Source organism: Candidatus Viadribacter manganicus, from assembly GCF_001679665.1.
GTDB lineage: Bacteria > Pseudomonadota > Alphaproteobacteria > Caulobacterales > Aquidulcibacteraceae > Vitreimonas > Vitreimonas manganica.
The window spans coordinates 599,026-624,501 of sequence record NZ_CP013244.1 but is presented as its reverse complement, the minus strand read 5'-3'; the positions used below and the strand labels follow the sequence as shown (position 1 = coordinate 624,501).

Below are 25,476 nucleotides of genomic sequence, written 5' to 3'. Positions count from 1 at the left end.
TTTAGTTCCGCAGTCTCACGCGCTCAGGCTCGGCGATCTCGACCAGCGGCGGCGCCGTCGGGTCCGGCGCGGCTTCCGTCAACGGCGAACCGGCCACGGCCATGCCGAGTGAAAGGAAACTACCCGTTCCGGTGCGGGTCGAGGTGTTGTCGTTGACGACGATGCGGACCTGCTCGGTGCGCGGCGTGCCGACACGCGAGTAGACCGTCGCGCCATCCCAGAGCACGTCAGGGATCGGCACGCCCAATTGGCTGAGCGCGGCGAGATCGCCTGCCGGGGCATAGCCGGTGTTTCCGAACTCGTTGTCACGGATGACGATGTCGCGTGCGAGTGGGTTGTAGTTCGCGTCCTGGAAGCTTTCGCGATAGGCGCTGATCAGCACATTGACCGTGCCGTTGTCGCCGATCTCGTTATTGAAGACGTGCACGTTGGTGTTGGCCATGATCAGCACGCCGGTCCCGGTCGGCACGCCGGCGACGATATTGCCGGCGGGTGCGAAGTTCGGCGTGTTGTTGCCGTGGATGTGATTATCGAACACGCGGATCGAGTGACCACCCTGTTGCGGTAGTCCTGGAAGATCGAAGACGAGGATGCCGCCGGTGTTGCGTGTCGCGACATTCTCGAACACGTCGGCGTTGAAGCTGTTCTCGATCTCGATGCCGGCGACGTTCAACTCGGCCAGGTTTTCGCGGACGATGATGTTGCGCGATTGGCCGACATAAATGCCGGCGTCGGAGGCGCCGCGCGCGATTGAGCGCTCGATCAGCACGTTGTCGCAATTTACCGGATAGAGCCCGTAGGCGCCGTTATTGGCGCTCGGCCCGCCCGTCCACTCTACGCGGACTTCGCGGATGGTGATGCCGTTGCAATCGCGCGCCTTGATGGCGTCGCCGCGTGCGTTCTCAACCGCAAAGCCGCGCAGGGTCACGTTGTCCGAGGTGATCAGCAGGCCTTCGGCGCCGCGGCGTTGATTGTTGAAGGAAAGGATCGAGCGCTCGTGGCCATCGCCGCGAATGGTGACGCGGTCGACGTCGAGCGAGAGGCTGTTCGACAGTTCAAAGCGGCCGTGCCCAAGTTGGACCGTGTCGCCGGGACGCGCTTCGATCAGCGCGGTCTGCAGGCGCTGCTCGGCATCGGCGCCGGGGCGGATCCGCCACGTCTTCGCTTCCGCCGTACCTGTGATGACAATCGCCGCAATCGCGGCGGCCGCTACGAGCCGCATGTTCACTCCCGCCTATTTTGCGCGAGCTTCGCCGCCGGAGCAGCGCCTGTAAAGGCGAGGGGGCGCCGCAGCACCCTGACGCAACGTTTAGGCTGTGACGATCAGCTTCGACCGAAGCGGGCGACGATATGGATGATGTCGCGCACCAGTGTTGGGTGGCGCGCGGCCAAGAGCCCGCCGACTGCGGTGACCGCGAGCGCCATCAAGGGCCGTTCGCGCGCGATGTCGCCGAGGCCCAATGGCAGGTCGTTCATCAATTGCGCCTGCGCGATCGCAGCTTCCCGCTCATGCTTGCGCCTACGCAGCGCCGCCACGAGTGCGAACAGGGCCACAACCAGCGCCGCCGCCAGCGCGACCATGGCCGCCGCCGCCGCCGGGCCGATGTTCGGCTCGATCAGCGCATAGAGCGCAAAGCCCAAAGCGAAGACGACCATCACCACGGCCGCAGCTGCGGCCGCAGTCGCGACAACGGCCGCCATGGCGCGATCGAACATTAGCGGCGATTCCCCAGGAGCAGCCCGATGAGCAGGCCGACGCCAAGCGCCGTGCCGGTGACCGCGAGCGGACGCTCTTTCCATTGGCGGCGCAGATAGCGATGCGCGTCGTCGAGGCCGTCCTCGATGGCGGCGTGCGCTGCTTCGTAAGCCTCTTCCGCCCGGTCGCGTGCTTCTTCAGCAAGCTCGGCGGCGCGAGTCATTCTGTCCTTCGCCATGAGATACACTCCTTGCCTTTCTGTATCTGAGATCGGTTACGTTCGCGCGCACGCAAGCCCCTGCGGCGAACTCGCACCCTGGTACCGAAGCGCATGAGCGAACCAAAAGTTCCCTTTGATCGTTCAAGGACTTGGCCGCTCGTCGCGGCAGTGTGCCTTAACCTTATTCCGGTCGTTGGGGTGCTGTTTTGGAGCTGGAGCGCCTTTGCGCTCATCGTTCTTTACTGGCTAGAGAACCTGGTCGTGGGCGTTCGCACGCTCTTAAGCATGATCGCCAATGCGGCCGTGACGGGCGGTGTGAGCTGGATCGGCGCGCTCTTTCTTGGCGGCTTCTTCACCTTCCACTACGGCCTGTTCTGCTTTGGCCATGGCGTCTTCGTCATGGCGATGTTCGGCGGCAATCTGAACGGCGACACCATCCTCGACCTTGGCGCGGGCGTACGCGCGCAGTTCGCGGCGCAGACCAATCTGCTGATTGGCTTTGCCTCGATCGTCGCTTGGCAGGTGGTTCAGTTCATTCTCTACCTGGTGCGCGGGGAGCTGAGACGCACGACGGTCCTTGATCTGATGGGCGCGCCGTATCCCCGCATTATCGTGCTTCACGTCACGATTATCTTCGGCGGATTCGTGCTCTTGCTGCTCAATCAGCCGCTTGGCGGCATCCTCGTCCTGGCCCTGATCAAGATGGCTTATGATGTTGGCGACGTGCTCCGTGATCCCAAACCAAAGGAGCCGGTCGTCGAGAGCGCCGCTAGCGCATAAGTGCGCGCGCCGCTTCAATCACCCGCAACGTCTCACTCCAAAGGCCAAGCCCCGCTAGCTCCGCCGGCGCCGCGAAGCGGGCCTCGCGCGCATCATCACCGGCGGTCGGGACGCCAGATGTCCACCTGACCGCGTAGTCGACCAATAGGTAGTGCCGCTCGCCCAAGAGCCCATCGACGACATCGACCAGCCCGACGATCTCGCCTTCGCAACCTGTCTCTTCGCGCAACTCACGCAGCGCCGCGTCTGCTGCGCGCTCGCCCCACTCGATCCGCCCGCCCGGCAACGACCACTCGCCTTCGCGCGGCGGCGCGCCTCGACGGATCAGCAGCACGTCATCGCCGCGAAAGCAGATCACGCCGGCGGCGGGGACGGGTCTTTTGTGCTGCGTCTCGTCCATGGACGGCCTCCGAAACGGAATTTGATCTAGTTCATGGCGGCGTAGGGCCTCGATTGTCCCGCGAAATGTCTCGCTCAGCGTTGAGGCGCGGGTTGAGCGCGCTCAATGCGCCGCGCCAACGCCGTGCGATCCCCGAAACGATCGTTGAAGACGCTCAAACGTGTGCTCGAGGGGCGTGCGCGGCGCGATTTTGCGCGCCACGCGGCGCACTCTCGCCTCGCGCCGCAGCGTTCTGAAACAAAATGGAAAATTTGGAACCATGTGGCGCTGCCGTGCGCCCATAACGAAGAAGCGCGCCGCTTTCGCGACGCGCTTCTCTTGGACATTCGTCCTTAGCTCTGGTGAGCGTCTCAACCGAGGAGACACTCAGGCGTGGCCTTACCGGCGCTTCGCCTTCTTCGCTGCCTTCTTCTTGGCAGTCTTCTTCGGCGCCTTCGCCTTCTTCACTGTCGTCTTCTTCGCGGCCTTCTTGGCCTTCGCCTTCTTCGCGACCTTCTTGGTCGCCTTCTTTGCTTTCTTAGCCATGCCCTGGCTCCTTCGTTAGTTACGGCAACGCAGCCGCAGTACGTCGTCAATTAATCTGTTGCAAGCACATTAGCCAGTGAAAAAATTTTGCGCGCTGAATCTGCAACAGAATCGCGCGCGTGATTCGCATTCGTTGATCATGATCGACATGCATCGTTTCGATGCGTGCATCACTCAAACATCGTGCGTGGGTTCATCACGTTCATCGGATCAATCGCGTGCTTCAGCGTGCGCATCAGCGCCAACGATTCGCGATCTTTGAAGCGTGCGAGGTCTCCGCGGCGCGTGATTCCGATGCCGTGTTCAGCCGAGATCGAACCGCCGAGAGAGGTGGCGACCTCATAGACGATCTGCGTCAGCGCGGCGCCAGGGAACGAGGCCGGATCGGCGCCGAGAGGCTGCATCGCTGTGTAGTGGAAATTGCCGTCGCCCATGTGACCGAAGGCGACGATGCGCACGCCGGGGCATCGCGCTTGCATGGCCGCATTGGCCTTCGCGAGATACTCCGGCGTCTTTGAAACCGGCACGCTGATATCGTGACTGACCTGCACGCCTTCAGGCTTGTGGCCGGCCGAAATGCTCTCACGCAAAGCCCAGAAATCCCGCGCCTGGCTTGCGTTTTCTGCAATGAGCGCGGTTTCGGCTTCACCTGCTTCCAGCGCCGCGCCGAGCGCGCTTTCGATCGCCTCGCGGAGCCCTTCGGCGTGCGCCGCTTCGAACTCGATGAGCACTGCGAGCGCCCCAGCGCCGGCCAATGGATCGCGCACGCTGGGCACGTTCTTGACCGTGACCTCGACGCTCAACCGGTTCATCACCTCGAACGCCGAGACCGCGCCCGTCGCCGCCTTCATCTGATGCAGCAGGGCCAGCGCGTGCGCCGCTGACGGGACCGCGAGCATCACCACCTCGCGCGCCGCCGGCTGTGGGTAAAGTTTGAGGCAGGCGGCGGTGACGATGCCGAGCGTGCCCTCGGCGCCGATGAAGAGCTGTTTCAAATCGTAGCCGGTGTTGTCTTTCCGCAGACCCTTGAGGCCGGAGAAGATGCGACCATCTGGCAGCACCGCTTCGATGCCGAGCACGAGGTCGCGCATCATGCCGTATCGCAGCACATGCACACCGCCTGCGTTGGTTGAGACGAGTCCGCCGATGGTGGCGCTGTGCTCTGCGGCGAGACTCAGTGGGAACAGGCGATTCGATTCGGCGGCGGCGCTCTGCACCGTCGCGAGCACCACGCCGGCCTCGGCAGTGAGCGAGTCGTTGCCAGCATCGATCTCGCGGATCTGGTTCATGCGCTTGAGTGAAATGAGGACTTCGCCGTCCGGGATCTGACCGCCCACGAGCCCGGTATTGCCGCCTTGCGTCGTGATCTTTGCGCCTGCAGCGACGCAGAGCTTCACGATGTCCGCCGCCTCCTCGGTTGTGGCCGGAAAAGCGGCGAAGGGCGTCTTGCCACTATATCTGCCGCGCCATTCATTGAGGTGTGGGGCCAGAAGATCAGCGTCGATGACGACATTCTTGGCCCCGATACGGGCGGCGATCTGGTTTGCGAGGTCGGACATGGTTGCGAACCTATCGCGGTGCGGCGGCCCGGGCGAGACGGTCGCGGATAGCCTCGGCAAGTCCGCCGCCCGGAATGGGCGCGATGGCGATTGTGTCGGCGCCGGTGGCGTCGAGGGCGCGCAGGTGAGCGTAGAGATTGGCCGCGGCCTCGGTGAGATCGCCGCTGGCGGAGAGCGTGAGGCCTCCGGCGGGCGCTTCAGCGCCGAAGGCGAGATAGGCCGCGCCCACGGGCGGCGTCGCGGCATCGAGGATGATGCGCGCGCGCGGCGCGTAGTGGCTCTCCATCATGCCGGGTGCGGCGATCGTCTCCGAGGCGGGCGTTGCGAGCGGGCCGCACACGGCCTCAAGCTCGGCACGCCCGATGGCGCCTGGACGCAAGAGCGTGGCGCGGCCTTCGGCGTCGATCGCGACGATGGTGGACTCCAACCCAACCTCGGATGCGCCGCCATCGAGAATGAGATCGACCGCGTCTGCGAGATCGGCGGCCGCATGCGCCGCCGTCGTAGCGCTCACATGACCCGAACGATTGGCGCTGGGCGCGACCACCGGTCCGCCGAACGCCGCGAGCAAATCGCGCGCAAGCGGATGCGACGGCGAGCGCAGCGCAATCGTCGCCAAGCCCGCACACGCAAGCTCGGCTACCGGGCTATCGGCCCGGCGCGGCACGACGATCGTCAACGGTCCTGGCCAGAACTTTTCGATCAGCGCCCGCGCCGTTGGATGCAGTACGCCGTGCCCCTCCGCATCGCTGAGCCCGAGCACGTGGCTGATCAGCGGATTGAACTGTGGGCGGCCCTTGGCGGCGAAGATGCGCGCGACCGCTCGTGGGTTGGTGGCGTCAGCGCCGACGCCGTAGACGGTCTCCGTTGGGAAGACGACCAGGCCGCCCGCACGCAACACTTCGGCTCCCCGCGCCACGTTCATGGCGCGCGCGTGGCCTGAACACGGATAGTGACGTCGACGGTGCGCGAAATCATCTCGGCGCCTTCGACGTCCTTGCCGAGGTCGAAATCCTCCCGATCGATCGCGACCGTGCCGTTCATCACGGCGGTGGCGCCATCGATGATCAGGGTGAAGGGCAGCGTCACGTTGCGCGTGCGGCCCTTGATCGTCAGCTCGCCTCGCGCTTCGTAGCCATTGGCCTGCTGGCGGAAGCTGGTCGAGCGGAAGGTGGCGGTGGGTTGAGCGGCGCTGTCGAACCAGCCGGGTTCGCGCATGTAGGCATCGTGTGAGGCGACCCCGTCGCTGGCAGAGTTGGTTTCGATCGTCACCGCGACCGCCGAGTTCTCAAGATCGTTCGGATCAAAGCGGATGTCGGCGCGCCAGCGTGCAAAGCGCCCGTCGAGGCGCGAGCTGTTGCCCGAACCATCATCCATCGAGAAGCCGAAGGCGATGGAACTGCGAGCCGCGTCCACGCGCCACGATGAAGCCTGACCTTGCGCCGGCGCTTGCGGCGCGAGCGGTGTTTGCGCCGGAGCTTCGGTCGTTGTGGGCGGCGCGGTTGGCGTCGTCGTCTGACTTTCGACCACTTCAAACGAAGAATTTGCCTGCGGGCCGGTCGCGGCCGAGCCACCGCTCAGCAGATGCAAGCTCGCCGCAGTGAGCGCGACCAGTATGACAGCCAGCCCCAAGCCTAGGATCGCGAGCCGCGTCGTGTTCTTCGGCGGCGCTTCCTGTTCGAACGGTGCGCGCAAACCCGGGACCATGTGCGCCAGCACTTCGTCCTTATCGAAGAGGTGATGCTTAAGCGCCGCCAGCACGTGCAGCACGGCAAGGCCGATCGCGGCGTAAGCCAAAAGATAGTGCGCTGTGAACGCGCCATTGGCGGCGGTCTCGCGTAGGCCGATGTCAGCTTGGTTCAGTCCGAACAGCGCCGGCACTTGGAAGAGGCCGAAATAGTGCGTCGCCACCGGCAGCGGCGCTTGGTCATGGATCGACCAGCCAGTGGATACGTAGAGCCAGCCCGTAAGCGGCAGGCCGATCATCAGTCCATAGAAGGCCCAGTGGGTCGCAACGGCGACGAAGCGCTCCCAGCCCGGCATATGTTCGGGCATGTGCGGCGGCGGATTGAGCAAACGCCAGCCCAAGCGCACGAGGCTAAGCCACAGCACGGTGAGGCCAATCGATTTATGCAATTGGTAGGCGCGGAAGACTTCGGCGCTAACGTCGCCATCCTCCGCGCGTCCATGCATCCAGAAGCCCAGCGGCAGCAGGAAGATGATCGCTGCCGCGATCGCCCAGTGAAGGACGATCGCGACCGCGCTGTACCGTTGAGCAGAGACGGCCATTAGTTGACCGGCTCGCGTGTCGTCGGGCCAGGAACCGGCGCGCTTTCGATCGGGCGCTGGAACTCGGCTTCGATGATGATCTCAACTTGATCGGCAACGCCGTCATTGGCGCCTGGCGCTGAGGCAAGCAGTTCGCTGATGCCGTATTGCGAACGTTGGATCGTCGTGCGCGCCGAAAAGCCGATCGACGAAACTTGCATGCCCATCGGGTGCGGCGAGTGGCTGCCGTCATAGGTGACTTCGAACGTCGCCGGATGAGTTTGGCCACGGATGGTGAGATCGCCGGTGACGCGGGCCGTGTTCGGGCCGGTCTGTTCGGCTGAGGTCGAGGTAAAGGTTGCGGTCGCAAAGCCGGTGGAGTCGAGCCAGGACGAATTCTGCAACTCGGCGTCGAAGTCGCGATTGCCGCTATAGGGCGTGTCGAGCGAGGTCACATCGACGGTTGCGTTGATCGTCGATTGCGCCGGGCTCTCGGCGTTGAAGTTCAGCGCGCCCGACACGTTGTTGAAGCGCAGCGTGTAATAGGCGAGGCCAAAGTGCTGGGCGCGAACCGTCACCGTCGTGTGGTTCGCATCGATCGCATACTCGCCGGACGGCGCATTCACTTCCGGCGCGGGCGCCTCGGTGGTGGCCGGCGTTTCGGCGGGCTGGTTGCACGCGGCCAGCGTCAAAGCGGCGGCGGCGGCGATCAAAAGTCTCATTCAGGGTTCTCCCTCGCTGGAACGGCCTATGTAGTACGAACGGCGGCCCTGGCTACAAGGCACACGCCGGTAACCAGACGCGCAGGACTAGGAGCGCACCAATTCGGCTTCGATGACGATTTGGACTTCATCGCCGGTGAAGGCGCGCCATTCGGTGACGCCCCAGTCGCTGCGGTTGATCGAGCCGTGGGCCGAAAAGCCGAGCACGGTCGCTCCGCGCCGCAATGGATCGACAGCGCTGCCGTCGAACGTCGCTTCAAGCGTCATCGGGTGGGTCTGACCGTTCATGGTGAGATCGCCGGTGATGCGCCCTGTGTGTTCGCCGGTGCGTTCGATAGATGTCGAGACGAATGTGATCGCCGGGGTGGCTTCAGCGCCGAGCGCACGCGCGATGCTGCGATCAAAGGCCCGTTCGCCCTGCGCGTTCAGCACGCCGGTGTTGACGCTCACCGTCTCGATCGTGGCGCGCAGTTGTGAGCGCGTGGGGTCGGCCGGATCAAGCGTAAGGCTCGCGTCTTTGGTGTCGAAGCGCGCCGTGAACCACGACAGGCCCTCGTGACGAATGCGGAAGATGACGCTCGCGTGCCGGGGATCGAGTTGGTAGGCGCCCGCCGGAAGATCGATCGCGATCGGGTAGGTCGCGGGCGTCGCGGCGACTTGCTGCTGGGTGGGCGCGGTGAACGGCGGCGGCTGGTTCTCCGCACCCGGCGTGCTCGCGCAGGCGCTGAGTGCAAGAACAAAGATCAACACAAGTGGGCGCATCCGCGGATCCTCCAGTCCCTAGCAATCTAGTCCACACCGCGACCACAAGAAGCCTCGCGCGACGAACAACACCGGCTATGGTGCGCCGCCAGGGAGACTTTGCATGCCGTACACCGCACCCATCGCCGACATGCGCTTCGCACTCGAAGCATGTGCCGACTTCTGGTCGCTGCGGCCGCGTTATCAGGACCTCGACGAAGACACCCTGATCGCGATCCTTGAGGGCGCAGGGTCGCTTGCCGAAGAAACCCTGGCGCCGCTCAACCGGAGCGGTGATCGCGCCGGCGTAAGTCTGAAAGATGGCAATGTCACCGCCGCTCCCGGCTTTCAAGAAGCTTACAACGCGTTCAAGCAGGGCGGCTGGCAAGGCTTGGCGGCTGACCCAGCGTATGGCGGCCAAGGTTTGCCGCGCGCGCTTGCGCTCGCGGTCATGGAAACTGTCCACAGCGCCAATATGAGCTTTGGCTTGCTGCCGATGTTGACGCTCGGCGCCATCGAGGCGATCGAACAGCACGGCGCCGCCGATCAAAAGCTGCTCTATCTTGAAAAGCTCATCTCCGGTGAATGGTCCGGCACCATGAACCTCACCGAGCCGCAGGCCGGCTCCGATCTTGGCGTGCTCACCACCAAGGCCGTGCCGCAAGCGGATGGTTCTTACGCCATCACCGGCCAGAAGATTTTCATCACTTGGGGCGAGCACGATCTCGCAGACAACATCATCCACTTGGTGCTGGCGCGCATCGAAAGCGCGCCGGCGGGCTCCAAGGGCATCTCACTCTTCATCGTGCCGAAATTTCGCGACGAGGACGGCTCACGCAACGCCGTGCGCTGCATCGGCCTCGAAGAGAAGATGGGCATCCACGCTTCGCCGACTTGCACCATGGCCTATGACGGTGCGACGGGCTGGCTCATCGGCGCCGAGAACCGCGGCCTTGCAGCGATGTTCACGATGATGAATGCCGCGCGGCTCAACGTCGGCATGGAAGGCGTTTCGGTCGCCGAGGCGGCATATCAAAAAGCGCTGAGCTACGCAAAGGAGCGGCGCCAGGGCGGCGCGCTGATTATCGATCATCCCGATGTGCGGCGCATGCTTATGACGATGAAGGCCAAGATCCAAGCGGGCCGCGCCATCTGTTACGCAACGGCGGTCGCAGCCGATTCCGGCAACAAGCGCGTCGAAGATCTGCTGACCCCCATCGCGAAAGCGTGGGGCACGGATGTTGGCGTCGAAGTCACAAGCCTCGGTGTTCAGATTCACGGCGGAATGGGGTTCGTCGAGGAGGGTGGCGCGGCGCAATTCTACCGTGATGCGCGCATCGCCCCGATCTACGAAGGCACCAACGGTATCCAAGCCATCGATCTATACGGCCGCAAACTCTTGGGCGATCGCGGCGAGGCGATGGGGCATTTCATCGACGAAGCACACAAGCACGGCGGCGTATTCGCAAAGCCCTCTGACGCCTTGAAGGAAGCAACCCATTATATGCTCACAGCGAGCCGCGACGATGCGCTGGCCGGGGCGACGGCGTATCTGGCGCTCGCGGGCGAGGTGATCGGCGGGCTGTTGCTCGCGCGCGGCGTCCACCGCGCACACGATCCCGAGCGCAAGAAGCTGTTCGATTTTTACGCCGCCACCGTTCTCGCTCGCGCGCCATCGCGCTTGGCGGAGGTGAAGGTGGGGGCGGGAGCGCTGAAGCTGGGTGAGTTCGCCTAAGGCAACCCCTCGCCACCGCGACCTTACCCGGGCTAACCTGTCGCCATGTCTATGGATGGCCTCGAAGATGACGTCGCACCCGAGCGGGTAAAGCCGCTGCTGGTTTATCCCCTGGGTGAGCCGCCCGAGGCGGGCGTCGCGCGTGAGATTGCGCCTGGTGTGCACTGGGTGCGCATGCCGCTGCCGTTCGCGCTCAAATGGATCAATCTGTGGCTGCTCGAAGACGGCGATGGCTGGACCATCGTCGACACCGGCGTCGCGATGGAAGAGACGCGTGAGCACTGGCGCGCGATCTTTGAAGCGAAGCTCGGCGGCAAACCGGTAAAGCGCGTGATCTGCACGCACATGCATCCCGATCACATGGGCCTTGCCGGTTGGATCTGCCGGAAGTTCAACGCCACGCTTTGGATGAGTCGGCTCGAATACATCACGGGTCGCATGCTCGTCGCCGATACGGGCCGCGAGGCGCCGGAAGAGGGCGTCACGTTCTATCGCGAAGCCGGCTGGGATGAGGATTTGCTCGATAGTTACAAAGTGCGCTTCGGCGGCTTTGGCAAAGCTGTCTCGAAAATGCCGGACGCGTACCGGCGCATGGAAGATGGCGAGACGATCGAGATCAATGGCCGGCTATGGCGCGTCGTCACCGGCAATGGCCATTGCCCCGAGCACGTGTGCTTGTGGCAGGAAGACCTGAAGCTCTTCATTTCCGGCGATCAGGTGCTGCCGAAGATCAGCTCCAATGTCTCGGTGTTTCCAACCGAGCCTGACGGCGATCCGCTCGCGGATTGGATTAACAGCTGCAAGAAGCTGCTCGAGGTGATGCCGAACGATGTGCTGGTGCTGCCCGCGCACAATGAGCCGTTCCGTGGCCTGCATGAACGCCTGCAAAACTTGATCGACGGGCACGAGAAGGCGCTCGCGCGCGTGCTTGACCGCATCCGCAAGGAGCCGCGGCGCGCCATCGACCTCTTCGGTGCGTTGTTTGCCAGAAAGATCGGTCCCGATCTCATGGGGATGGCGACGGGCGAGGCCATCGCGCATGCCAATTGTCTCATCGGTCGCGGGCTTGCGCGCCGCGTCCTCGATAGCGAAGGTGTCGCCCGCTATGAGCCCGCCTGACTCCCGTAACCCTGAGCATCGGTCATCGAATTCGATGATCGTGTTCTGCACTGGCGCCGGGCTTTGCGCGCTCGCGTATTTCTTGGGCGTCGGCGCTCTGATCGGCGCGCTGATTTCCGGTGGCGATCCAGCGCTCGTGGTGGGCGGCATCTTTGCCGCGATCGCGCTCGGCCTCACCACAGTCGTCGGTTTTGTATTGATGCTGATCGGCGGCATCTGGATGATCGGCCAAGTGATCGCCGATCAAAGTGGCGGCGCCGAAGAGAAGCGCTATCGCGATGTTGAACGCTGAACGCGAACACTAACCAAACAAATACTTTGCGCCGTGTCAGCGTAGATGATACATCTTGCGCACCATGAAAACGATGCGATTGCACTTACTACGACTTAGTACCGCGTCATCTATCTGACGTGAGCGGCCGCGTGCGCGCGGCCGATGCGAGCGCAATTTCCAAAATCTAATCGCAACAGATCGCGCAGCGTATTCGTACGCCTGCGCGCGGAAGATCGCTCGCTCTCACACGTTCGGAGGGGGGCGCGCTGTGGAGTGCAACCGGTCTCGAAAACCGGGCCGACGCTTTGGTGTCGATGGTTCGACTCCATCACCCTCCGCCAATTTTCTTGCGCGCGAGATCGTGGAGCCGTGGCCGAGCGGTAAGGCAGCGGATTGCTAATCCGTAGCACTCGAACGGGTGTCGTCAGGTTCGAATCCTGCCGGCTCCGCCAATCTCGTGGAAGTAGCCCAACGGTAGAGGCAGCGGTTCGAGAGGCCGTGTGTTGCGGGTTCGAGTCCCGCCTTCCGCACCATTGCTCTGGTAGCCCAATGGCAGAGGCAGCGGTCTCAGAAACCGTCCAGTGCTGGTTCAAGTCCAGCTCAGAGCACCATTTCTTCGCGCGCCGGTAGCCCAGAGGAAGGGGCAGCGGACTTAAAATCCGTTCAGCGCGAGTTCGAATCTCGGCCGGCGCACCACTTTTGCGAGCGCAAGGATATCGCTATGTCGAGTGGAGGAGGCGCACGCACATGATCATCTCAACCACTTTCGACGTCACCGGCCGCAACATCACGCAGCACCTTGGTCTGGTGCGTGGCAACGTTGTGCGTTCGCGCTTTATCGGTCGCGACATCGTCGCGGGTCTTCGCATGATCGTCGGTGGCGAGATCCACGAATACACCAAGCTGCTGGCCGAGAGCCGCGAGCAAGCGCTGGATCGCATGGTTCAGCATGCGCAATCGCTTGGTGCTGACGCTGTGATTGGTGTGCGCTTTGAAACGACGGACGCCGGACAGGGCCAGGCTACGGAAGTGCTGGCTTACGGAACCGCCGTGAAGCTCTGACGCAGCGGGGCGGCGTGCGCCAAGCGCCACGCCATCAGCATAACAACGCCCGCCGTCACATCGATCATCAAGCCAAACGCGGCCACAAACAGAATGTGGTGCGTGAGCAGATGCGTGGCGGGCGCGGCGGCGAGTTCACCCAAGCGCCAATCGGCTGCGCGTTGCAGGCCCCAGTCGAACACGGCGCCGGCAGCGAGCACGCCCATGCCGATCACCAGCCAAATCGGCACGTGCGGCAGATCGAGCGGCAGGCCCGCAATCATGTGCGGCGCGGTGTAGGCAACCAGCATCAAGCCGTAGAGCGGCGTCATCCATGCGTGTGCGAGCGCCTTGAAATTGGTTTCGGCGGGACGGCCCGCGGCTGCCGCGAGACGCGTTGCTTCGCCAACGCTCCAGCGGGTGTCGGCAAACAGGCGCCAGACGAACAAGGTGCCGATCGCACCCGGTAGTCCGACAAACACGCCAACGACGAACGCCGCGAACGCCGGGCCGAGCAATGCGAACCAATCGATGCGAACAGCTTCGCCGCTCAGCAGCACGCGCGCGGCAAGCAGCGCGAGGCCCAAAATCGCGAGTGGCGGAGAAAGAAGAGAAACGGCGCCGATCACGCCAGCGGCCAGCGCGGCGACGAGGCCGCGATCAGCGCTGAAACGGCTTGCAGCGCCTGATGAGGGCGCTGCAAGGGTTCGGTGGATTTGTCCGTTCATGACTCAATGGTTTGAGCCATCGTCGTGAATTGCGCGTAAACGCGAGGATAACCAAGCGTTTACGCAAGTAGCCGGGGCGTTAATCGCGGCGCGACGGATCGCGGTTCCGGCGCTGACGGCGTTCCTCGGGCTGAGCTTCTTCGGTCGTCGCTTGACCTTGAGCCGCTGCCGGCGGGGCAGCCGCTTCACGCGCCGCGCGAGCCGCGCCAGCCTCTTGAGCCGCTTGTTGCCAAGCCGCATCGTTCGGGTGGCCGAGGCTCGCGAAGATCGAGTCATAAGCGGAAGCCGAACTCGCGCCTGAGCAGAACGCTCGAATTTCCAGGCCCGGACGGGTCAGGATCGCTGCATATGCGGTCTTGCTCGGGCCGCGCAGTTCAGCGCGCTGCACCGGCCAGAAGCCGCTCGTGTCGACGCTTTGCGAAACGACCGTCGGCGCTGCGCCGTCGAAGAAGTCGCGCACCGGCGTGCCGGCCGTCGCCCACGCTTCCGGCGTCAACGGCGTCTGCGTGTTGTGCACAGCCTCCGGTGAAGAGTTGGCGGTGGCCGGGTTTGGAACGCCAAAGAAATAGCAGTCGTTGGTCGCGTTGAACGCGAGCACGACGGATTGGCCAGTGGCGTTGCGCGGTTGAATGCGCCAGCCAGCCGGCGTGTTGACGGTGAACCGTCCAGCTGGGTCGTTATATGGGTCCGCTGCGGCGACGCCGCCCGCCAGAAGTCCGACGCCAAAAATGGCGGCAAGCGCGATCGTGCGCATCCGGTAGTCCTCCAAACCTTGCCCTCAGGTCCGGAATTTCTCCTTCTCCGGGTTACAGTCAAGAGTGCAGATAGGCGCTCACGTTTGATTGCGCGGCGGAACCGCCTATTGTGGCGGAAACGAGGTAATTTTCATGAGCTTGCGTGGCAAAACTCTCTTCATTACCGGCGCCAGCCGCGGCATCGGTTTGGCGATCGGTCTTCGGGCAGCGCGCGACGGCGCGAACATTGTGATCGCAGCCAAGACCGCCGAGCCGCACAAGAAGCTTCCAGGCACGATCTATTCGGCTGCGGAAGAAGTTGAGAAGGCGGGCGGCAAGGCGTTGCCCGTCGTCGTCGATGTGCGCGAGCCTGATAGCGTCAAATCTGCGGTGGAGGCCGCGGTCGAGCGCTTCGGCGGCATCGATATCTGTGTCAACAATGCGAGCGCCATCCAACTCACCGGCACGCTGCAAACCGACATCCGCCGCTTCGATCTGATGAACCAGGTCAACGCGCGCGGCACCTTCATCACCTCGCGCACGTGCTTGCCGTATTTGAAGCAAGCCTCGAACCCGCACGTGCTGATGCTGTCGCCGCCGCTCGATATGAGCCCGCGCTGGTTCGGCAATCACGTCGCTTACACGATGGCGAAGTACGGCATGAGCATGTGCGTGCTCGGCATGGCCGAAGAGTTCAAGGACGACGGCATCGCCTTCAATGCGCTTTGGCCGCGCACCGGCATCGCCACCGCCGCCATCGAATTTGCGCTGGCGGGCGAAGAGGGCATGCGCCACTGCCGCACCGTCGACATTATGGCTGACGCCGCCTATGCGATCTTCAACAAGCCGTCGCGGGAATGCACCGGCAACTTCTTCATCGATGATGTGCTGCTCTATGCCGAAGGCGAGCGCGATTTCGATAAGTATCGCATCGATCCGACGAAGCCGCTGATGCCGGACTTCTTCGTGCCGGAAAACACGCCGCTGCCGCCGGGTGTCACCATGGGCCCGAAGGCTTGAGCGAGGCGATCGCGCGATTTCAACAGGTGCGCGCCGCCATCGAGGCGGATCGCGCCATTGATATTGCGCAAGCCTATGCGGCGATCGTCGCCGCCGCCGATGCGGGCGATCCGCAAGCGCGCCTGTTCGAGGCCTATGCGACCGGCATCGGCTATGGCTGCGACATCGACATCCCGCAGGCGTTCGAGTTGCTCTCGATTGCTGACGAAGCCGGCGCGCCGCAAGCCACGCCGCAAGTCGACTTGATCGGGACCTATAAGGATGTCGACGCCTGGATCGCGTCACGCCCCATACGAGACGTGCACACGCGCCCGCGGATCACCATGTCGGATGCCTTCATCGATGAGGCGCTTTGCAACTGGCTGATCGAACGTGGCCGCCCGCTGCAGGAGCAATCGCTGGTCTATGATCCAAGCACCGGCCAGCCGATCCAGGATGCGAGCCGCACCAATAGCGCAGGCTCGTTCAAGCTCTCCGATCTCGACATGCCGACGATCCTGCTACGCCAGCGCATCGCCAACACGATCGGCGTTGATGTCCGCAATTTCGAGCGCACTTCGGTATTTCGCTACGAGGCCGGTCAAACCTTCGGTGAGCACGCCGATTACATCAGCCTCGATTTCAGCGCCGAGATCCGCCAGCGCGGCCAGCGCCCGTATACGTTCCTCATTTATTTGAACGACGACTACGAAGGCGGCGAAACCCACTTCCTGACGCTTGGCAAGAAGCTTCGCGGCAAAGCCGGCGACGCCATCTTTTGGCGCAATGTCGGTGACGATGGCGCGCCTGATGAAGTCACTTTGCACGCGGGCGATCCGCCGACGCGCGGTGAGAAGTGGCTCTTGTCACAATTCATCCGCGATAAGGCGCAACTGCCGGGCTAGGCCTCGCCGCGCAATTGCGCGCTGAGCCGCGCTGCGGCGCCATCGCGGCCTGCAAGCCATATCCCAAAGAAGTGGCGGCGGAAGTTCGGCCAACGCACTTCGCAACGTTGAGCGCCGTTGAGATAGAATACCGCCGTGTCCGAAGATGTGCTGACGCCGGTAAAGCGATCGCCGCGCGAGACGGTGGTGAAGCAACGTTCCAATTGCGTGCGCAGCGGCGCCAGCGCACGCGCATTGCCCGCGCCGCGCGAACTCATCTCATTGATTGAGCGATTGATCAGCATGTTCGCTTGGGCTGAGCGGTCATAGGTGATCGAGAGCGCGAACGGGCGTTCCCACGAGAACGAACCACCATCCGCGAACAATTCGGCATTAAAGAGCCGCACTGAGAGCATGCTGTAGCTCGCTTGGCCGACGCGCTCGGCATTGGGTAGCGCGCGGTTCACCTCCGGGCTCGCCGAGGCGGTGGACACGCCAAGCAGCGCGAAGGCAGCGAGGGCCGCAATCATCCGTCGCATGAAGGTCTCCTGACACCTGAACGCTCTTTACGCGCGAAAGGCGCCATCGGATTGGTCGAAAAGCGATGAACCCTAGCTCACCTGCGCCGGCGCCTCGGCCAAGAGCTTCTCCAGCGCCTCCAAGGTGTCGGCATCGCTGGGGCGCTTGTCCCACCTGATCCGTGAAATCCGGGGGAACCGCATGGCGACGCCGCTCTTATGGCGGGTCGAACGCTGCAATCCTTCGAAGGCAACCTCCAGCACCAGCCCTTTGGCTTTCGTGTGCGTAACCTCGCGCACCGGCCCGAAGCGGTTTTCGGTATGGCCGCGCACGAACTTATCGAGTTCGATCAGCTCTTCGTCGGTGAAGCCGAAATAGGCTTTGCCCACCGGCGTTAGTTCTCCCGCCTCGGTCCAGACGCCGAACGTGTAATCGGAGTAGAACGAGCTGCGTTTGCCCGCGCCGCGCTGCGCGTACATCAGCACCGCGTCGATCACCATCGGATCGCGCTTCCATTTGAACCAATAGCCCTTCGGCCGACCTGCGAGGTAAGGCGCATCGCGCCTTTTGATCATCACGCCTTCGACCGCCTCGGCATCGACGCCAGCGCCGCCATGTTTGGGATCGGCGCGCGCGGCGCTGAGGTCTACCCAGGTGTCGAAGGCGATCATCTCGGACAGATCGATCGGCGCCAAAGGATGCGCGCGCACGAAGGCTACGAGCGCGGCGCGTCGTTCGTCGAACGTCAGCGTGCGCAAATCTTCTTCGCCTAGCGCTAACAGATCATAGACACGGATGAAGGCCGGAAACTCGGCCATGAGCTTGGCATTGACGCTTTTGCGGTTGAGCCGCTGCTGGAGCGTGTTGAAGTCCTGCACGGCGCCGCCGCGCCGGATCAGCAATTCGCCGTCAAGCACCGCATCGAAATCGAAGCCCGCCACCAGATCGGGAAACGCGCCTGAGATATCTTCGCCGGTGCGCGAGTAGAGCCGCGCCACCCGCGCGCCGTTTGCATCCTTGCCGGCCGCGGCTTGGACACGGATGCCGTCCCACTTCCATTCGGCCACGAACGCCGCTGCGTCGAGCGATGCAAACTCATCCGCCTCGATCGGATGCGAGAGCATGGGCGAATAAAAGCGCACCGTCGTCGCCACGCTCGGCGCCTCAGCGCGGCCTTCAAGCCATGCGAAGAGGTGGAGATAGGGCGGCGCGTCCGCGTGCCAGGCATCCTCGATCTCGTCCGGCGCCTTGCCGCCGAGCCTCGCCAAAGCTGTGCGCGCCAGCCGCGCCGAAACACCAATCCGCAATGCGCCGGTGATCAGCTTTAGAAGCGCCCAGCGTCCGTTCTCGTCCAGGCGATCCAGCCAATTGGCGACTATTTCGGGCAGCTTTTCCTTTGCCGTCGTCTTCAGGCCTTCGACCACGTCCGTGATTGTCAGCTGCGCGTTGGCGCGCGCCGCATCCGCCGGCCACATCAGCGCGACCGTCTCTGCCAGGTCGCCGACGAAATCGTACGAAAGACCAAACAGGAAAGGATCGGTTTTCTCCGCAGCCAGATTGCGAATGAGACCTGCCTTCGCGTTCTTGAACGTCAGCGCGCCGGTCATTGCCGCGAGCGCCCAGCCGCGATCCGGATCGGGTGTGTCGCGGAAGTAGGCTTCGAGCAGCGCAAGCTTGCCCAAGCGGCGCGGCTCATAAGCCAAGCGATCGAGGAGGGCTGCGACACGGTTCAAGCCGCAGCGCCCTCATTTTCCTCATCGCCGTAGCCGACCAGATGCAGCGCCTTCGCTTTCAGGCCTTCACCTTCGCACCAGTGCGCCAATGCGTCTGCTTCACCGTGCGTGATCCAGATCTCGCCCGCGCCGGTGTCCACAATCGTGCGCTGGAGATCGCACCAATCGGCGTGATCGGAGATCACCAGTGGAAGCTCGACGCCGCGTTGGCGCGCTCTCGCGCGTATCCGCATCCAGCCTGACGCAAAGCATGTCACCGGATCGGGAAAGCGCCGCACCCAGGGCGTCTGCAGCGCGCTCGGCGTTCCCAGCACGATTGCGTCTGCATAGAAACTCTTCGGCGCCGTCTCAACCGGCCGGATGTCGCCAAGCTCCACGCCATGCGCCTGATAGAGCTTCGTCACTTCCAGGAGGGCGCCATGTGCGTACACCGGCTTATCCCAACCGCAGCGCACCAGTTCGGCCATCACGCGCTGGGCCTTGCCGAGCGCATAGGCGCCGACGACATGCGCGCGCTCTGGAAACATCGCCACTGACGCCAGCAGCTTGCGCACTTCATGCTCGGCGCTTGGATGCGTGAACACCGGCAGTGCGAACGTCGCTTCGGTGATGAAGACATCGCACGGCACAACCTCAAACGGCGCGCAGGTCGGGTCAGGTTGGCGCTTGTAATCGCCGCTCACCACGACGCGCGTACCGCCGCATTCGGCCAACGCCTGCGCTGAGCCCAGCACGTGCCCGGCCGGGTGCAGCGAAAACGTCACGCCGCCAATCTCGACACGCTCGCCGTACCGCAAGCTCTGCGTCGAGCCCGCAAAGTCCGGCCCGATCCGCGCGCCCATGATCGCCAGCGTTTCCGCCGTTGCGAGCACCGCGCCATGACCCGCGCGCGCATGATCGGAGTGGCCGTGCGTAATCAGTGCGCGTGCAACCGGACGCGTCGGGTCCACGTAGAGGTCCGCCTTCGGGCAATAGAGACCCTCGGGGCGGGGGTGTAGGATTTGTGCCGGCTGCATCGTCTTACGAAACATAGGGCTTGTTGCGGCGCATTTCCTCAATCGCTCTGCGGAATATCGAAACGCCACTAGCCCAATCTTGTTCGCGCGCCTATGTGGGCGCCTCCGAGACAACGAGCCCCGAGTCGTCCGTGCAGCCGATTATTTCGATCAAAGACGTCAGTAAGACGTATAAGTCCGGCGTCCAGGCGCTGAAGCCATTGTCGCTCGATATCATGAAGGGCGAAATTTTCGCGCTTCTCGGTCCGAACGGCGCCGGCAAGACCACGCTCATTAACATGACGTGCGGGATCGTGAACCTCTCGACAGGCACGATCGTCGCCGACGGCAACGACATCATTCGCGACTACAAAGAGGCGCGCAGAAAGATCGGCCTCGTGCCGCAGGAACTCCACACCGATGCATTCGAGCGCGTCATCGATACGGTGACGTTCAGCCGGGGGCTCTTTGGCTTCGAGCCAAACCCGACCTACATCGAAAAAGTGCTGCGCGATCTTTCGCTCTGGGAAAAGCGCAACGCAAAGATAATGGAACTCTCCGGCGGTATGAAGCGCCGCGTCATGATCGCCAAGGCGCTGAGCCACGAGCCGAAAATCCTGTTCCTCGATGAGCCCAGCGCCGGTGTCGATGTCGAGCTGCGCCGCGACATGTGGGAGATGGTCCGTGGCCTGCGCAAAAGCGGCGTCACCATCATTCTTACCACCCACTACATCGAAGAAGCCGAAGAGATGGCCGATCGCGTCGGCGTCATCAGCAAGGGCGAACTCATCCTGGTGGAGGAGAAGGCGACGCTGATGCGCAAGCTCGGTAAGAAGCAGCTGCTGCTGGATTTGGCCGGCCCGATCGAGCGCGTGCCCGAGGGATTGAACGGCTACAATGTCGAACTCGCCAATGAAGGCCGCCAGCTCATCTACAGCTTCGATGGCCAGGCCGAAGACACCGGCATCCCGAATTTCCTGAAGCGCATCGGCGAACTCGGCATCGACTTCAAAGACCTCCACACCGAGCAATCCTCGCTCGAAGACATCTTTGTTTCTCTGGTGCACTCCAAATGAACGCGCACGGCATCCAAGCCATCTATCGTTTCGAAATGGCGCGCTGGTTTCGCACGCTCGGGCAGAGCCTGTTCTCGCCGGTGCTTTCGACCTCGCTCTATTTCATCGTCTTCGGCTCCGCGATCGGCTCGCGCATGGTCGAGATCGGCGGCGTCAGCTATGGCGAGTTCATCGTTCCCGGCCTGATCATGCTCTCGATCCTGACCGAGAGCGTCTCCAACGCATCGTTCGGCATTTACATGCCGCGTTGGGCGGGGACGATTTACGAGCTCTTGTCAGCGCCGGTTTCCGCGTTCGAGGCCGTGTGCGGCTATGTCGGCGCGGCGGCGACGAAGTCCGTCATTATCGGTCTCGTCATTCTCGCCACCGCGCGCATCTTCGTGCCCTACGAAGTGCAGAACTGGCCGGCGATGCTGCTCTTCCTGGTGCTGACGGCGGTGTCGTTCTGCTTGTTTGGCTTCATTCTCGGCGTCCTCGCAGATGGCTTTGAGAAGCTGCAGATCGTCCCGATGCTGATCTTGACGCCGCTCACATTCCTCGGCGGCACATTCTATTCGATCGACATGCTGCCTGAGCCCTGGCGCACGGTGACGCTGTTCAATCCGGTTGTTTATCTCATCAGCGGCTTCCGCTGGGCCTTCTTCGGTGAGCAGGCGGCGGATGTGAATATCGGCCTCAGCCTCGGCGCCATCTCGGTCTTCCTTGTGGTCTGCCTTTCCGCCGTGTGGTGGATTTTCAAGACCGGCTACCGAATGAAGAACTGACGCGGCGGAAATGCATCGCGCTAGATATATCGTTGACGATGTAATTTAAAGGGCTATGCTGGCGTCATGGCGAAGCCCCGGTTCCTGCATTTGCTCGCGCGCGCCGCCCGCGCGGCGCAGGGCCTGGCCGATGACGGGCTTGGCGATCTCAATCTCACCTCGGCGCAAGCTGGCGCGTTGTTCACGATCCCCGCCGATGGCGGCTCAAGCGTCAACGCCATCAGCGAAGCTCTAGGTCTGGCCCAAAGCGCGGCCTCGGTTCTTGTGCAGCGTCTGGAGCAGGCGGCGCTCATCGAGCGCCAGATTGATCCCAACGATCGCCGCGCCGTCCTTTTAACTCTGACAGCGCGTGGCTGCTCTCTACGCGCCAAGGCGGTTGAGCGCGCCCAGCGCATGAACAGCGCCGCCACACGCGGCTTCAGCGCCGACGAGCAGGCGATTGTCGCCCGTTGGCTTCAGCATATGATTGATCTCAAGGAGGAACGCGCGTGAGCGAAGACCACATCAAAATCAGCCGCGACGGCGCTGTTCTCGAAATCCGTTTCAACAGGCCCGAGAAAAAGAACGCCATCACCAACGCCATGTACGGCGCCATGGCCGACGCCATCATCGAAGCGGAAAGCAATGACGATATCCGCGTCGTTCTTTTCACTTCGGTGGGCGACTTCTTCTCAGCCGGCAACGACATCAAAGACTTCGCCGCGCAATCGGCAGGCGCCTTCGATGGCCCGCGCCATGTCGGTCGCTTCCTCGAAGAGATGATCAAGGCCGAAAAGCCGGTGGTCGCCGCCGTGCAGGGACATGCCGTTGGTGTCGGCACCACCATGCTCTTCCAGTGCGATCTGGTTTACGTCGCTGAAGATGCACGCCTGACTGTGCCGTTCATTGATCTAGGCGTCGTGCCCGAGAACGCATCGAGCATGACTATGGTCGATCGTCTCGGTCACACGCGCGCGTTTGCGCTTTTCGGTTTGGGTGAGCCGCTGCTTGGAAAGGACGCCGCCGCCTGGGGCCTCGCGAACGCGGCGTTGCCGTCAGGCGAAGTGCAGCCGCGCGCCCGCGCCGCAGCGCAAGCGCTTGCGTCAAAGCCGGCGCAATCCATGCGCCATACCAAGAAGCTTATGCGCGACCGCGAGGCGTTGATGGCGCGCATGCGCGAAGAGGGCGAAATCTTCGCCGAGCGCCTCCGCTCTCCCGAAGCCGCCGCCGCGTTTTCGAAGTTCTTGCAACGCTAAGGCGCCGTCGCCCTTCGACGGGCTCAGGGTGACGACCTTTAAGTAGCGTCATGCTGAGCCTGTCGAAGCAGACGCGGGCCTTCTAGCGTCCTCTTCCCGCGCCTGCAGTTGCGTGCTGGGCAACCCAGGCTTCGACTGCCGGCATGCGATCTCGGATCGTCTCGGCTTGCAGGCGGATGCGCGCTTGCGCCGCCAGCACGCTTTCGCGTGCGCCTTCCGGGAAGTTTGCGGCGTAGCGATCAAGTTCGGCGATCATGCCCGGATCCGAGCTATAGGCGGCGATGTTTGTCGGAAACTCGAGCCGCGTCAGCGGATCCAGCATCGTCTCGATTGCCGCGCGGTTGGCGACCAGGAAATCCCAGCCGAGCCGCGGATGGTTCGAGGCCACATCCGAGAGCACCGTGGTGCGGATCAGGCGGGGAATCTCATCGCCCAAAGTGAGCGCCAACGTGCGTTGCGCCAGCGCTGAATCTTGCACGCTCGCCACGGCGCGCCACAGACGCCGCTGCTCGACGAAGTCCGTCGTCGCCCGCGCTTGCGCAACCAAGGCCGCGTAATCGGCCTCGTTTGCATTGCGGGCATAGACGCCGCGTGTTGCTGTGCGGATCGCGCCCGGCAATGCCGCCGGATTGGTCTGCGCCGCGTGCACGCGACGGCGCGCCTCTTCGACCACTGACGGCTCACCCAAATTGCCGAGCGTGGTGATCAGGCTCGCGCGCATCAGCATCTGGTTCGAGGTTTCGCCCGGACGCGCCTCCCAGCCGACCCGTTCGAAGAACGGCCGCAGCGTGGCCCGCGCATACGCGTTGATGGCGCGCTCGTTGGGGCGCCCTTCGGCGTAGCCGGCGAGTGAGCTCATGGCGTTGGCGGTGTCCATGACAATCAGCGGATCTGCGTCGGCGGGCAGGGCGTTGACGAGATCGAGATAGTTCGCAAACGGCGCATCGCCGCTGCGGCCGAAGGCCCAGTAATCCAGCAGAATGCCAAGCTGATCGACGCGCTCCAGTTCCTGGAAATGCGCCGTCAGCTGAGCGAAATTGCTTTGATCGTAGAGCACGCGGAAAAAGCCGCTCTGCCCTGCATTGACGATATAAGGGCGGCAAGGCGTGCCGACATTGAAGTGCTGGACCGTTCCATCGTCGGCCAGCACCGTGCGTTGCGGTTCTTCGCCCAAGCGCCGCACCACAACTGGAATCTCCCATCGTTCATTGGTGCGCGAGGCTTCGTCGGTCGCGAACCGGCGCTGCGTGAAGCTGACACGCGGCCCCTGCGCCGTCCGGCAATCAGGCGCGCTCACGGTCAGCAATGGAAAGCCCGGCTGGTTGGTGAAGCTGCGCGCGATATCCAGCACCGGCTGCCCGGACGCTGCTTGCACGGCGGCCCACAGATCTTCCGTGCGTGCGTTCCCGTAGCGGTGGCTATTGATATAGTTGCGCACGCCGGTGCGGAAATCTTCCTCGCCGACATAAGCCTCCATCATCCGAATGACGGCCAGGCCCTTCTCATAGGTGATGGTATCGAAGGCGAGATTGGCCTCGTCGATCGTGTCGACATGCTGAACCACCGGGTGGGTGCCTTGGCGCGCATCGAGCGACATCGCCGTATCGGTGCCGCCGGTCAGCTGACCCATCCACGGATTCCAATCCGGGTGAATGCGCTCGATCGCTTTCGCCGTCATCCACGAGGCGAAGCCTTCGTTCAGCCAAAGATCGTCCCACCAATTCATGGTGACGAGATTGCCGAACCATTGATGCGCCACTTCGTGCGCGACATTGCCGAAAATGTTCTGCCGCTCGGATTCAGTGGAATCCGCGTCCACCAGTAGGAATTGATCGAAATAGAGAATGGCGCCCCAATTCTCCATCGCCGCAAAGCCGCCGGCGCCCGGCACCGCGACCATGTCCAGCTTCGGCAACGGGTAGGGGATGCCGAAATACTCAGTGTAATAGTTCAGCGATTGCTCGCCCGCTTCCAGCGCCGCTCCGGCACGATCCGCTTCGCCGCGGCGCATCACCACGCCAAGCTCAACCCCGTTCACGTTGCGCGTCACCCGTTCGAAATCGCCGACCGCCAGGAACAGCAAATAGCTCGACATCGAGGGCGTATCGGCAAAGCGCGTACGCACCAGGTTGCCTGAAAGCCTGGTCGTGCGCTCGGCCGGCATGTTGCCGACCACGAACTGATTGGCAGGCGCCGTGACGGTGAGTGAGAACACGGCGCGCCGGTTCGGTTGATCCCACATCGGCGCGAAGCGGCGCGCATCGCCCGGTTCGAACTGCGTCGCCATTGCGCGCTTGGTCTGGCCGTTGTCCTGATACTCGACCCGGAAGAGGCCGTAGGCGTCGTCGTAAATCTTGCCTGCATAGGCGACGTGGATAGTGTGACGTCCCGGCGCCAGCGCGCGGCGCGGCGTCAGCGTCAATGTTTGCGTCTCGTTGTTCAACTCGGCTCGCGCGGTTGCGTTGTCGATGGTGGCGCGCTGCACGGTGAGATCGAGCTGGTTCATGGTCACGCGCGTCAGCGGCGTGCTGGTCTCAATCGTGATCACAGCATCGCCGGTGAATGTCGCCGACTCGGCGTTCGGCGTCACCGCGATCTCGTAACGTAGCGGCGTTGGATCGCCCTCGAACCACTGGCGCTGCGCCTGCGCGGCGGGAGCGGCGGCCACAAGCGCCAAAGCGAGCACGAACGCACGGAACTTCATCAAGCTAATCCTCAGAATTGAGGGC

Annotated in this window: 27 protein-coding genes and 5 tRNA genes; 16 read left to right on the top strand and 16 right to left on the bottom strand. The window is 63.3% G+C overall.

Translation table 11 applies throughout. The features are described 5' to 3' along the window. Window position 1: 1 nt before the first annotated feature. From ATE48_RS03275 to ATE48_RS03265, 3 genes are all read right to left on the bottom strand, one after another. Window positions 2–1,222, bottom strand: coding sequence for a parallel beta-helix domain-containing protein (locus ATE48_RS03275; RefSeq protein WP_066767759.1), 1,221 nt, complete (start codon window positions 1,220–1,222; stop codon window positions 2–4). A 101-nt stretch (window positions 1,223–1,323) separates the two neighbouring features. Continuing rightward, complete coding sequence (locus ATE48_RS03270) at window positions 1,324–1,716, bottom strand: hypothetical protein (protein ID WP_066767758.1); 393 nt, start codon at window positions 1,714–1,716, stop codon at window positions 1,324–1,326. Beyond that, entirely contained in the window at window positions 1,716–1,934 is a 219-nt protein-coding gene (locus ATE48_RS03265; RefSeq protein WP_156767579.1) for a glycine zipper domain-containing protein, read from the bottom strand. The genes ATE48_RS03270 and ATE48_RS03265 overlap by 1 nt, the downstream gene beginning before the upstream one ends. A gap of 93 nt (window positions 1,935–2,027) precedes the next feature. Between ATE48_RS03265 and ATE48_RS03260 the strand changes: the two genes are divergently transcribed. Beyond that, window positions 2,028–2,696, top strand: a complete 669-nt coding sequence (locus tag ATE48_RS03260; RefSeq protein WP_066767753.1) for a DUF6498-containing protein — start codon at window positions 2,028–2,030, stop codon at window positions 2,694–2,696. Here the strand turns inward: ATE48_RS03260 and ATE48_RS03255 are convergent. The 7 genes from ATE48_RS03255 to ATE48_RS03225 all read right to left on the bottom strand — a co-directional run bounded on the left by ATE48_RS03255 (window position 2,686) and on the right by ATE48_RS03225 (window position 8,932). Continuing rightward, complete coding sequence (locus tag ATE48_RS03255; RefSeq protein ID WP_066767751.1) at window positions 2,686–3,096, bottom strand: NUDIX hydrolase; 411 nt, start codon at window positions 3,094–3,096, stop codon at window positions 2,686–2,688. The two genes, ATE48_RS03260 and ATE48_RS03255, sit on opposite strands and share 11 nt — an antisense overlap. A 378-nt stretch (window positions 3,097–3,474) precedes the next feature. Further along, entirely contained in the window at window positions 3,475–3,621 is a 147-nt protein-coding gene (locus ATE48_RS19630) for a hypothetical protein (RefSeq protein WP_156767578.1), read from the bottom strand. A 170-nt stretch (window positions 3,622–3,791) separates the two neighbouring features. After that, window positions 3,792–5,180, bottom strand: coding sequence for an FAD-binding oxidoreductase (locus ATE48_RS03245; RefSeq protein ID WP_066767747.1), 1,389 nt, complete (start codon window positions 5,178–5,180; stop codon window positions 3,792–3,794). A 10-nt stretch (window positions 5,181–5,190) separates the two neighbouring features. Further along, the gene (locus ATE48_RS03240; protein ID WP_066767745.1) at window positions 5,191–6,105 is read right to left on the bottom strand and encodes an L-threonylcarbamoyladenylate synthase; all 915 of its coding nucleotides are present in this window, start codon (window positions 6,103–6,105) and stop codon (window positions 5,191–5,193) included. Next, the gene (locus ATE48_RS03235; protein ID WP_066767743.1) at window positions 6,102–7,469 is read right to left on the bottom strand and encodes a YceI family protein; all 1,368 of its coding nucleotides are present in this window, start codon (window positions 7,467–7,469) and stop codon (window positions 6,102–6,104) included. The genes ATE48_RS03240 and ATE48_RS03235 overlap by 4 nt, the downstream gene beginning before the upstream one ends. Beyond that, window positions 7,469–8,170: a YceI family protein gene (locus tag ATE48_RS03230; protein WP_066767734.1), complete on the bottom strand. Its 702-nt coding sequence runs from the start codon at window positions 8,168–8,170 to the stop codon at window positions 7,469–7,471. The genes ATE48_RS03235 and ATE48_RS03230 overlap by 1 nt, the downstream gene beginning before the upstream one ends. An 87-nt stretch (window positions 8,171–8,257) precedes the next feature. Further along, window positions 8,258–8,932: a YceI family protein gene (locus tag ATE48_RS03225; protein ID WP_083197131.1), complete on the bottom strand. Its 675-nt coding sequence runs from the start codon at window positions 8,930–8,932 to the stop codon at window positions 8,258–8,260. A 103-nt stretch (window positions 8,933–9,035) separates the two neighbouring features. Between ATE48_RS03225 and ATE48_RS03220 the strand changes: the two genes are divergently transcribed. The 9 genes from ATE48_RS03220 (at window position 9,036) to ATE48_RS03185 (ending at window position 13,101) form a co-directional block, all read left to right on the top strand. Beyond that, window positions 9,036–10,646: an acyl-CoA dehydrogenase gene (locus ATE48_RS03220; protein WP_066767732.1), complete on the top strand. Its 1,611-nt coding sequence runs from the start codon at window positions 9,036–9,038 to the stop codon at window positions 10,644–10,646. Between the two features lie 51 nt (window positions 10,647–10,697). Beyond that, a complete protein-coding gene (locus ATE48_RS03215) occupies window positions 10,698–11,765 on the top strand; it encodes an MBL fold metallo-hydrolase (protein WP_066767727.1) in 1,068 nt (355 codons plus the stop codon). Further along, window positions 11,752–12,057, top strand: coding sequence for a hypothetical protein (locus ATE48_RS03210; protein ID WP_156767577.1), 306 nt, complete (start codon window positions 11,752–11,754; stop codon window positions 12,055–12,057). Before ATE48_RS03215 ends, ATE48_RS03210 begins: the two co-directional genes overlap by 14 nt. Window positions 12,058–12,292: 235 nt before the next feature. Continuing rightward, window positions 12,293–12,380 (top strand) — tRNA-Ser (locus ATE48_RS19625). A 22-nt stretch (window positions 12,381–12,402) separates the two neighbouring features. Continuing rightward, window positions 12,403–12,491, top strand: a tRNA-Ser gene (locus ATE48_RS03205). Between the two features lie 5 nt (window positions 12,492–12,496). Next, window positions 12,497–12,572, top strand: a tRNA-Leu gene (locus ATE48_RS03200). A gap of 2 nt (window positions 12,573–12,574) precedes the next feature. Beyond that, window positions 12,575–12,650, top strand: a tRNA-Leu gene (locus ATE48_RS03195). A 9-nt stretch (window positions 12,651–12,659) separates the two neighbouring features. Beyond that, window positions 12,660–12,735 (top strand) — tRNA-Leu (locus ATE48_RS03190). 51 nt (window positions 12,736–12,786) lie between these two features. Then, the gene (locus tag ATE48_RS03185) at window positions 12,787–13,101 is read left to right on the top strand and encodes a YbjQ family protein (RefSeq protein WP_066767723.1); all 315 of its coding nucleotides are present in this window, start codon (window positions 12,787–12,789) and stop codon (window positions 13,099–13,101) included. Here ATE48_RS03185 and ATE48_RS03180 read toward each other — a convergent pair. Together ATE48_RS03180 and ATE48_RS03175 are read right to left on the bottom strand one after the other, a co-directional pair. Continuing rightward, window positions 13,077–13,808: a hypothetical protein gene (locus ATE48_RS03180; RefSeq protein WP_066767721.1), complete on the bottom strand. Its 732-nt coding sequence runs from the start codon at window positions 13,806–13,808 to the stop codon at window positions 13,077–13,079. The genes ATE48_RS03185 and ATE48_RS03180 overlap by 25 nt on opposite strands. Before the next feature lie 79 nt (window positions 13,809–13,887). Continuing rightward, entirely contained in the window at window positions 13,888–14,562 is a 675-nt protein-coding gene (locus ATE48_RS03175; RefSeq protein WP_066767719.1) for a hypothetical protein, read from the bottom strand. 133 nt (window positions 14,563–14,695) lie between these two features. On the opposite strand from ATE48_RS03175, the gene ATE48_RS03170 reads away from it, so the two are divergent. Continuing rightward, window positions 14,696–15,562 (top strand): SDR family oxidoreductase, encoded by an 867-nt coding sequence (locus ATE48_RS03170; protein WP_066774545.1) that lies wholly within the window; start codon window positions 14,696–14,698, stop codon window positions 15,560–15,562. After that, window positions 15,559–16,446 (top strand): prolyl hydroxylase family protein, encoded by an 888-nt coding sequence (locus ATE48_RS03165; RefSeq protein WP_066767717.1) that lies wholly within the window; start codon window positions 15,559–15,561, stop codon window positions 16,444–16,446. The genes ATE48_RS03170 and ATE48_RS03165 overlap by 4 nt, the downstream gene beginning before the upstream one ends. Here ATE48_RS03165 and ATE48_RS03160 read toward each other — a convergent pair. From ATE48_RS03160 to ATE48_RS03150, 3 genes are all read right to left on the bottom strand, one after another. Then, a complete protein-coding gene (locus tag ATE48_RS03160) occupies window positions 16,443–16,964 on the bottom strand; it encodes a chalcone isomerase family protein (RefSeq protein ID WP_156767576.1) in 522 nt (173 codons plus the stop codon). The genes ATE48_RS03165 and ATE48_RS03160 overlap by 4 nt on opposite strands. A gap of 72 nt (window positions 16,965–17,036) precedes the next feature. Continuing rightward, window positions 17,037–18,677, bottom strand: coding sequence for a cisplatin damage response ATP-dependent DNA ligase (locus ATE48_RS03155; protein WP_066767713.1), 1,641 nt, complete (start codon window positions 18,675–18,677; stop codon window positions 17,037–17,039). Next, a complete protein-coding gene (locus ATE48_RS03150; protein ID WP_066774544.1) occupies window positions 18,674–19,693 on the bottom strand; it encodes a ligase-associated DNA damage response exonuclease in 1,020 nt (339 codons plus the stop codon). Before ATE48_RS03150 ends, ATE48_RS03155 begins: the two co-directional genes overlap by 4 nt. Before the next feature lie 131 nt (window positions 19,694–19,824). On the opposite strand from ATE48_RS03150, the gene ATE48_RS03145 reads away from it, so the two are divergent. The 4 genes from ATE48_RS03145 (at window position 19,825) to ATE48_RS03130 (ending at window position 22,747) form a co-directional block, all read left to right on the top strand. Continuing rightward, complete coding sequence (locus ATE48_RS03145) at window positions 19,825–20,748, top strand: ABC transporter ATP-binding protein (RefSeq protein WP_066767712.1); 924 nt, start codon at window positions 19,825–19,827, stop codon at window positions 20,746–20,748. After that, window positions 20,745–21,512 (top strand): ABC transporter permease, encoded by a 768-nt coding sequence (locus tag ATE48_RS03140; RefSeq protein ID WP_066767711.1) that lies wholly within the window; start codon window positions 20,745–20,747, stop codon window positions 21,510–21,512. Before ATE48_RS03145 ends, ATE48_RS03140 begins: the two co-directional genes overlap by 4 nt. A gap of 66 nt (window positions 21,513–21,578) precedes the next feature. Next, window positions 21,579–22,004: a MarR family winged helix-turn-helix transcriptional regulator gene (locus ATE48_RS03135; protein ID WP_066767709.1), complete on the top strand. Its 426-nt coding sequence runs from the start codon at window positions 21,579–21,581 to the stop codon at window positions 22,002–22,004. Further along, complete coding sequence (locus ATE48_RS03130) at window positions 22,001–22,747, top strand: enoyl-CoA hydratase-related protein (protein ID WP_066767707.1); 747 nt, start codon at window positions 22,001–22,003, stop codon at window positions 22,745–22,747. Before ATE48_RS03135 ends, ATE48_RS03130 begins: the two co-directional genes overlap by 4 nt. 82 nt (window positions 22,748–22,829) lie before the next feature. On the opposite strand, the gene ATE48_RS03125 is transcribed toward ATE48_RS03130, so the two are convergent. Then, on the bottom strand, window positions 22,830–25,451 hold the full coding sequence (locus tag ATE48_RS03125; protein WP_066767705.1) for a M1 family metallopeptidase: 2,622 nt from the start codon (window positions 25,449–25,451) through the stop codon (window positions 22,830–22,832). Between the last annotated feature and the right edge of the window lie 25 nt (window positions 25,452–25,476).

Excerpts from the sequence above, each read along its gene's own strand:
- ATE48_RS03140 (WP_066767711.1), top strand. The coding sequence starts at position 20,745 with ATGAACGCGCACGGCATCCAAGCCATCTATCGTTTCGAAATGGCGCGC.
- ATE48_RS03245 (WP_066767747.1), bottom strand. The coding sequence starts at position 5,180 with ATGTCCGACCTCGCAAACCAGATCGCCGCCCGTATCGGGGCCAAGAAT.
- ATE48_RS03170 (WP_066774545.1), top strand. The coding sequence starts at position 14,696 with ATGAGCTTGCGTGGCAAAACTCTCTTCATTACCGGCGCCAGCCGCGGC.
- ATE48_RS03225 (WP_083197131.1), bottom strand. The coding sequence starts at position 8,932 with ATGCGCCCACTTGTGTTGATCTTTGTTCTTGCACTCAGCGCCTGCGCG.
- ATE48_RS03220 (WP_066767732.1), top strand. The coding sequence starts at position 9,036 with ATGCCGTACACCGCACCCATCGCCGACATGCGCTTCGCACTCGAAGCA.
- ATE48_RS03185 (WP_066767723.1), top strand. The coding sequence starts at position 12,787 with ATGATCATCTCAACCACTTTCGACGTCACCGGCCGCAACATCACGCAG.
- ATE48_RS03230 (WP_066767734.1), bottom strand. The coding sequence starts at position 8,170 with ATGAGACTTTTGATCGCCGCCGCCGCCGCTTTGACGCTGGCCGCGTGC.
- ATE48_RS03210 (WP_156767577.1), top strand. The coding sequence starts at position 11,752 with ATGAGCCCGCCTGACTCCCGTAACCCTGAGCATCGGTCATCGAATTCG.
- ATE48_RS03275 (WP_066767759.1), bottom strand. The coding sequence starts at position 1,222 with ATGCGGCTCGTAGCGGCCGCCGCGATTGCGGCGATTGTCATCACAGGT.
- ATE48_RS03125 (WP_066767705.1), bottom strand. The coding sequence starts at position 25,451 with ATGAAGTTCCGTGCGTTCGTGCTCGCTTTGGCGCTTGTGGCCGCCGCT.
- ATE48_RS03255 (WP_066767751.1), bottom strand. The coding sequence starts at position 3,096 with ATGGACGAGACGCAGCACAAAAGACCCGTCCCCGCCGCCGGCGTGATC.
- ATE48_RS03270 (WP_066767758.1), bottom strand. The coding sequence starts at position 1,716 with ATGTTCGATCGCGCCATGGCGGCCGTTGTCGCGACTGCGGCCGCAGCT.
- ATE48_RS03160 (WP_156767576.1), bottom strand. The coding sequence starts at position 16,964 with ATGCGACGGATGATTGCGGCCCTCGCTGCCTTCGCGCTGCTTGGCGTG.
- ATE48_RS03240 (WP_066767745.1), bottom strand. The coding sequence starts at position 6,105 with ATGAACGTGGCGCGGGGAGCCGAAGTGTTGCGTGCGGGCGGCCTGGTC.
- ATE48_RS03235 (WP_066767743.1), bottom strand. The coding sequence starts at position 7,469 with ATGGCCGTCTCTGCTCAACGGTACAGCGCGGTCGCGATCGTCCTTCAC.
- ATE48_RS03150 (WP_066774544.1), bottom strand. The coding sequence starts at position 19,693 with ATGCAGCCGGCACAAATCCTACACCCCCGCCCCGAGGGTCTCTATTGC.
- ATE48_RS03265 (WP_156767579.1), bottom strand. The coding sequence starts at position 1,934 with ATGGCGAAGGACAGAATGACTCGCGCCGCCGAGCTTGCTGAAGAAGCA.
- ATE48_RS03175 (WP_066767719.1), bottom strand. The coding sequence starts at position 14,562 with ATGCGCACGATCGCGCTTGCCGCCATTTTTGGCGTCGGACTTCTGGCG.
- ATE48_RS19630 (WP_156767578.1), bottom strand. The coding sequence starts at position 3,621 with ATGGCTAAGAAAGCAAAGAAGGCGACCAAGAAGGTCGCGAAGAAGGCG.
- ATE48_RS03215 (WP_066767727.1), top strand. The coding sequence starts at position 10,698 with ATGGATGGCCTCGAAGATGACGTCGCACCCGAGCGGGTAAAGCCGCTG.
- ATE48_RS03260 (WP_066767753.1), top strand. The coding sequence starts at position 2,028 with ATGAGCGAACCAAAAGTTCCCTTTGATCGTTCAAGGACTTGGCCGCTC.
- ATE48_RS03135 (WP_066767709.1), top strand. The coding sequence starts at position 21,579 with ATGGCGAAGCCCCGGTTCCTGCATTTGCTCGCGCGCGCCGCCCGCGCG.
- ATE48_RS03180 (WP_066767721.1), bottom strand. The coding sequence starts at position 13,808 with ATGAACGGACAAATCCACCGAACCCTTGCAGCGCCCTCATCAGGCGCT.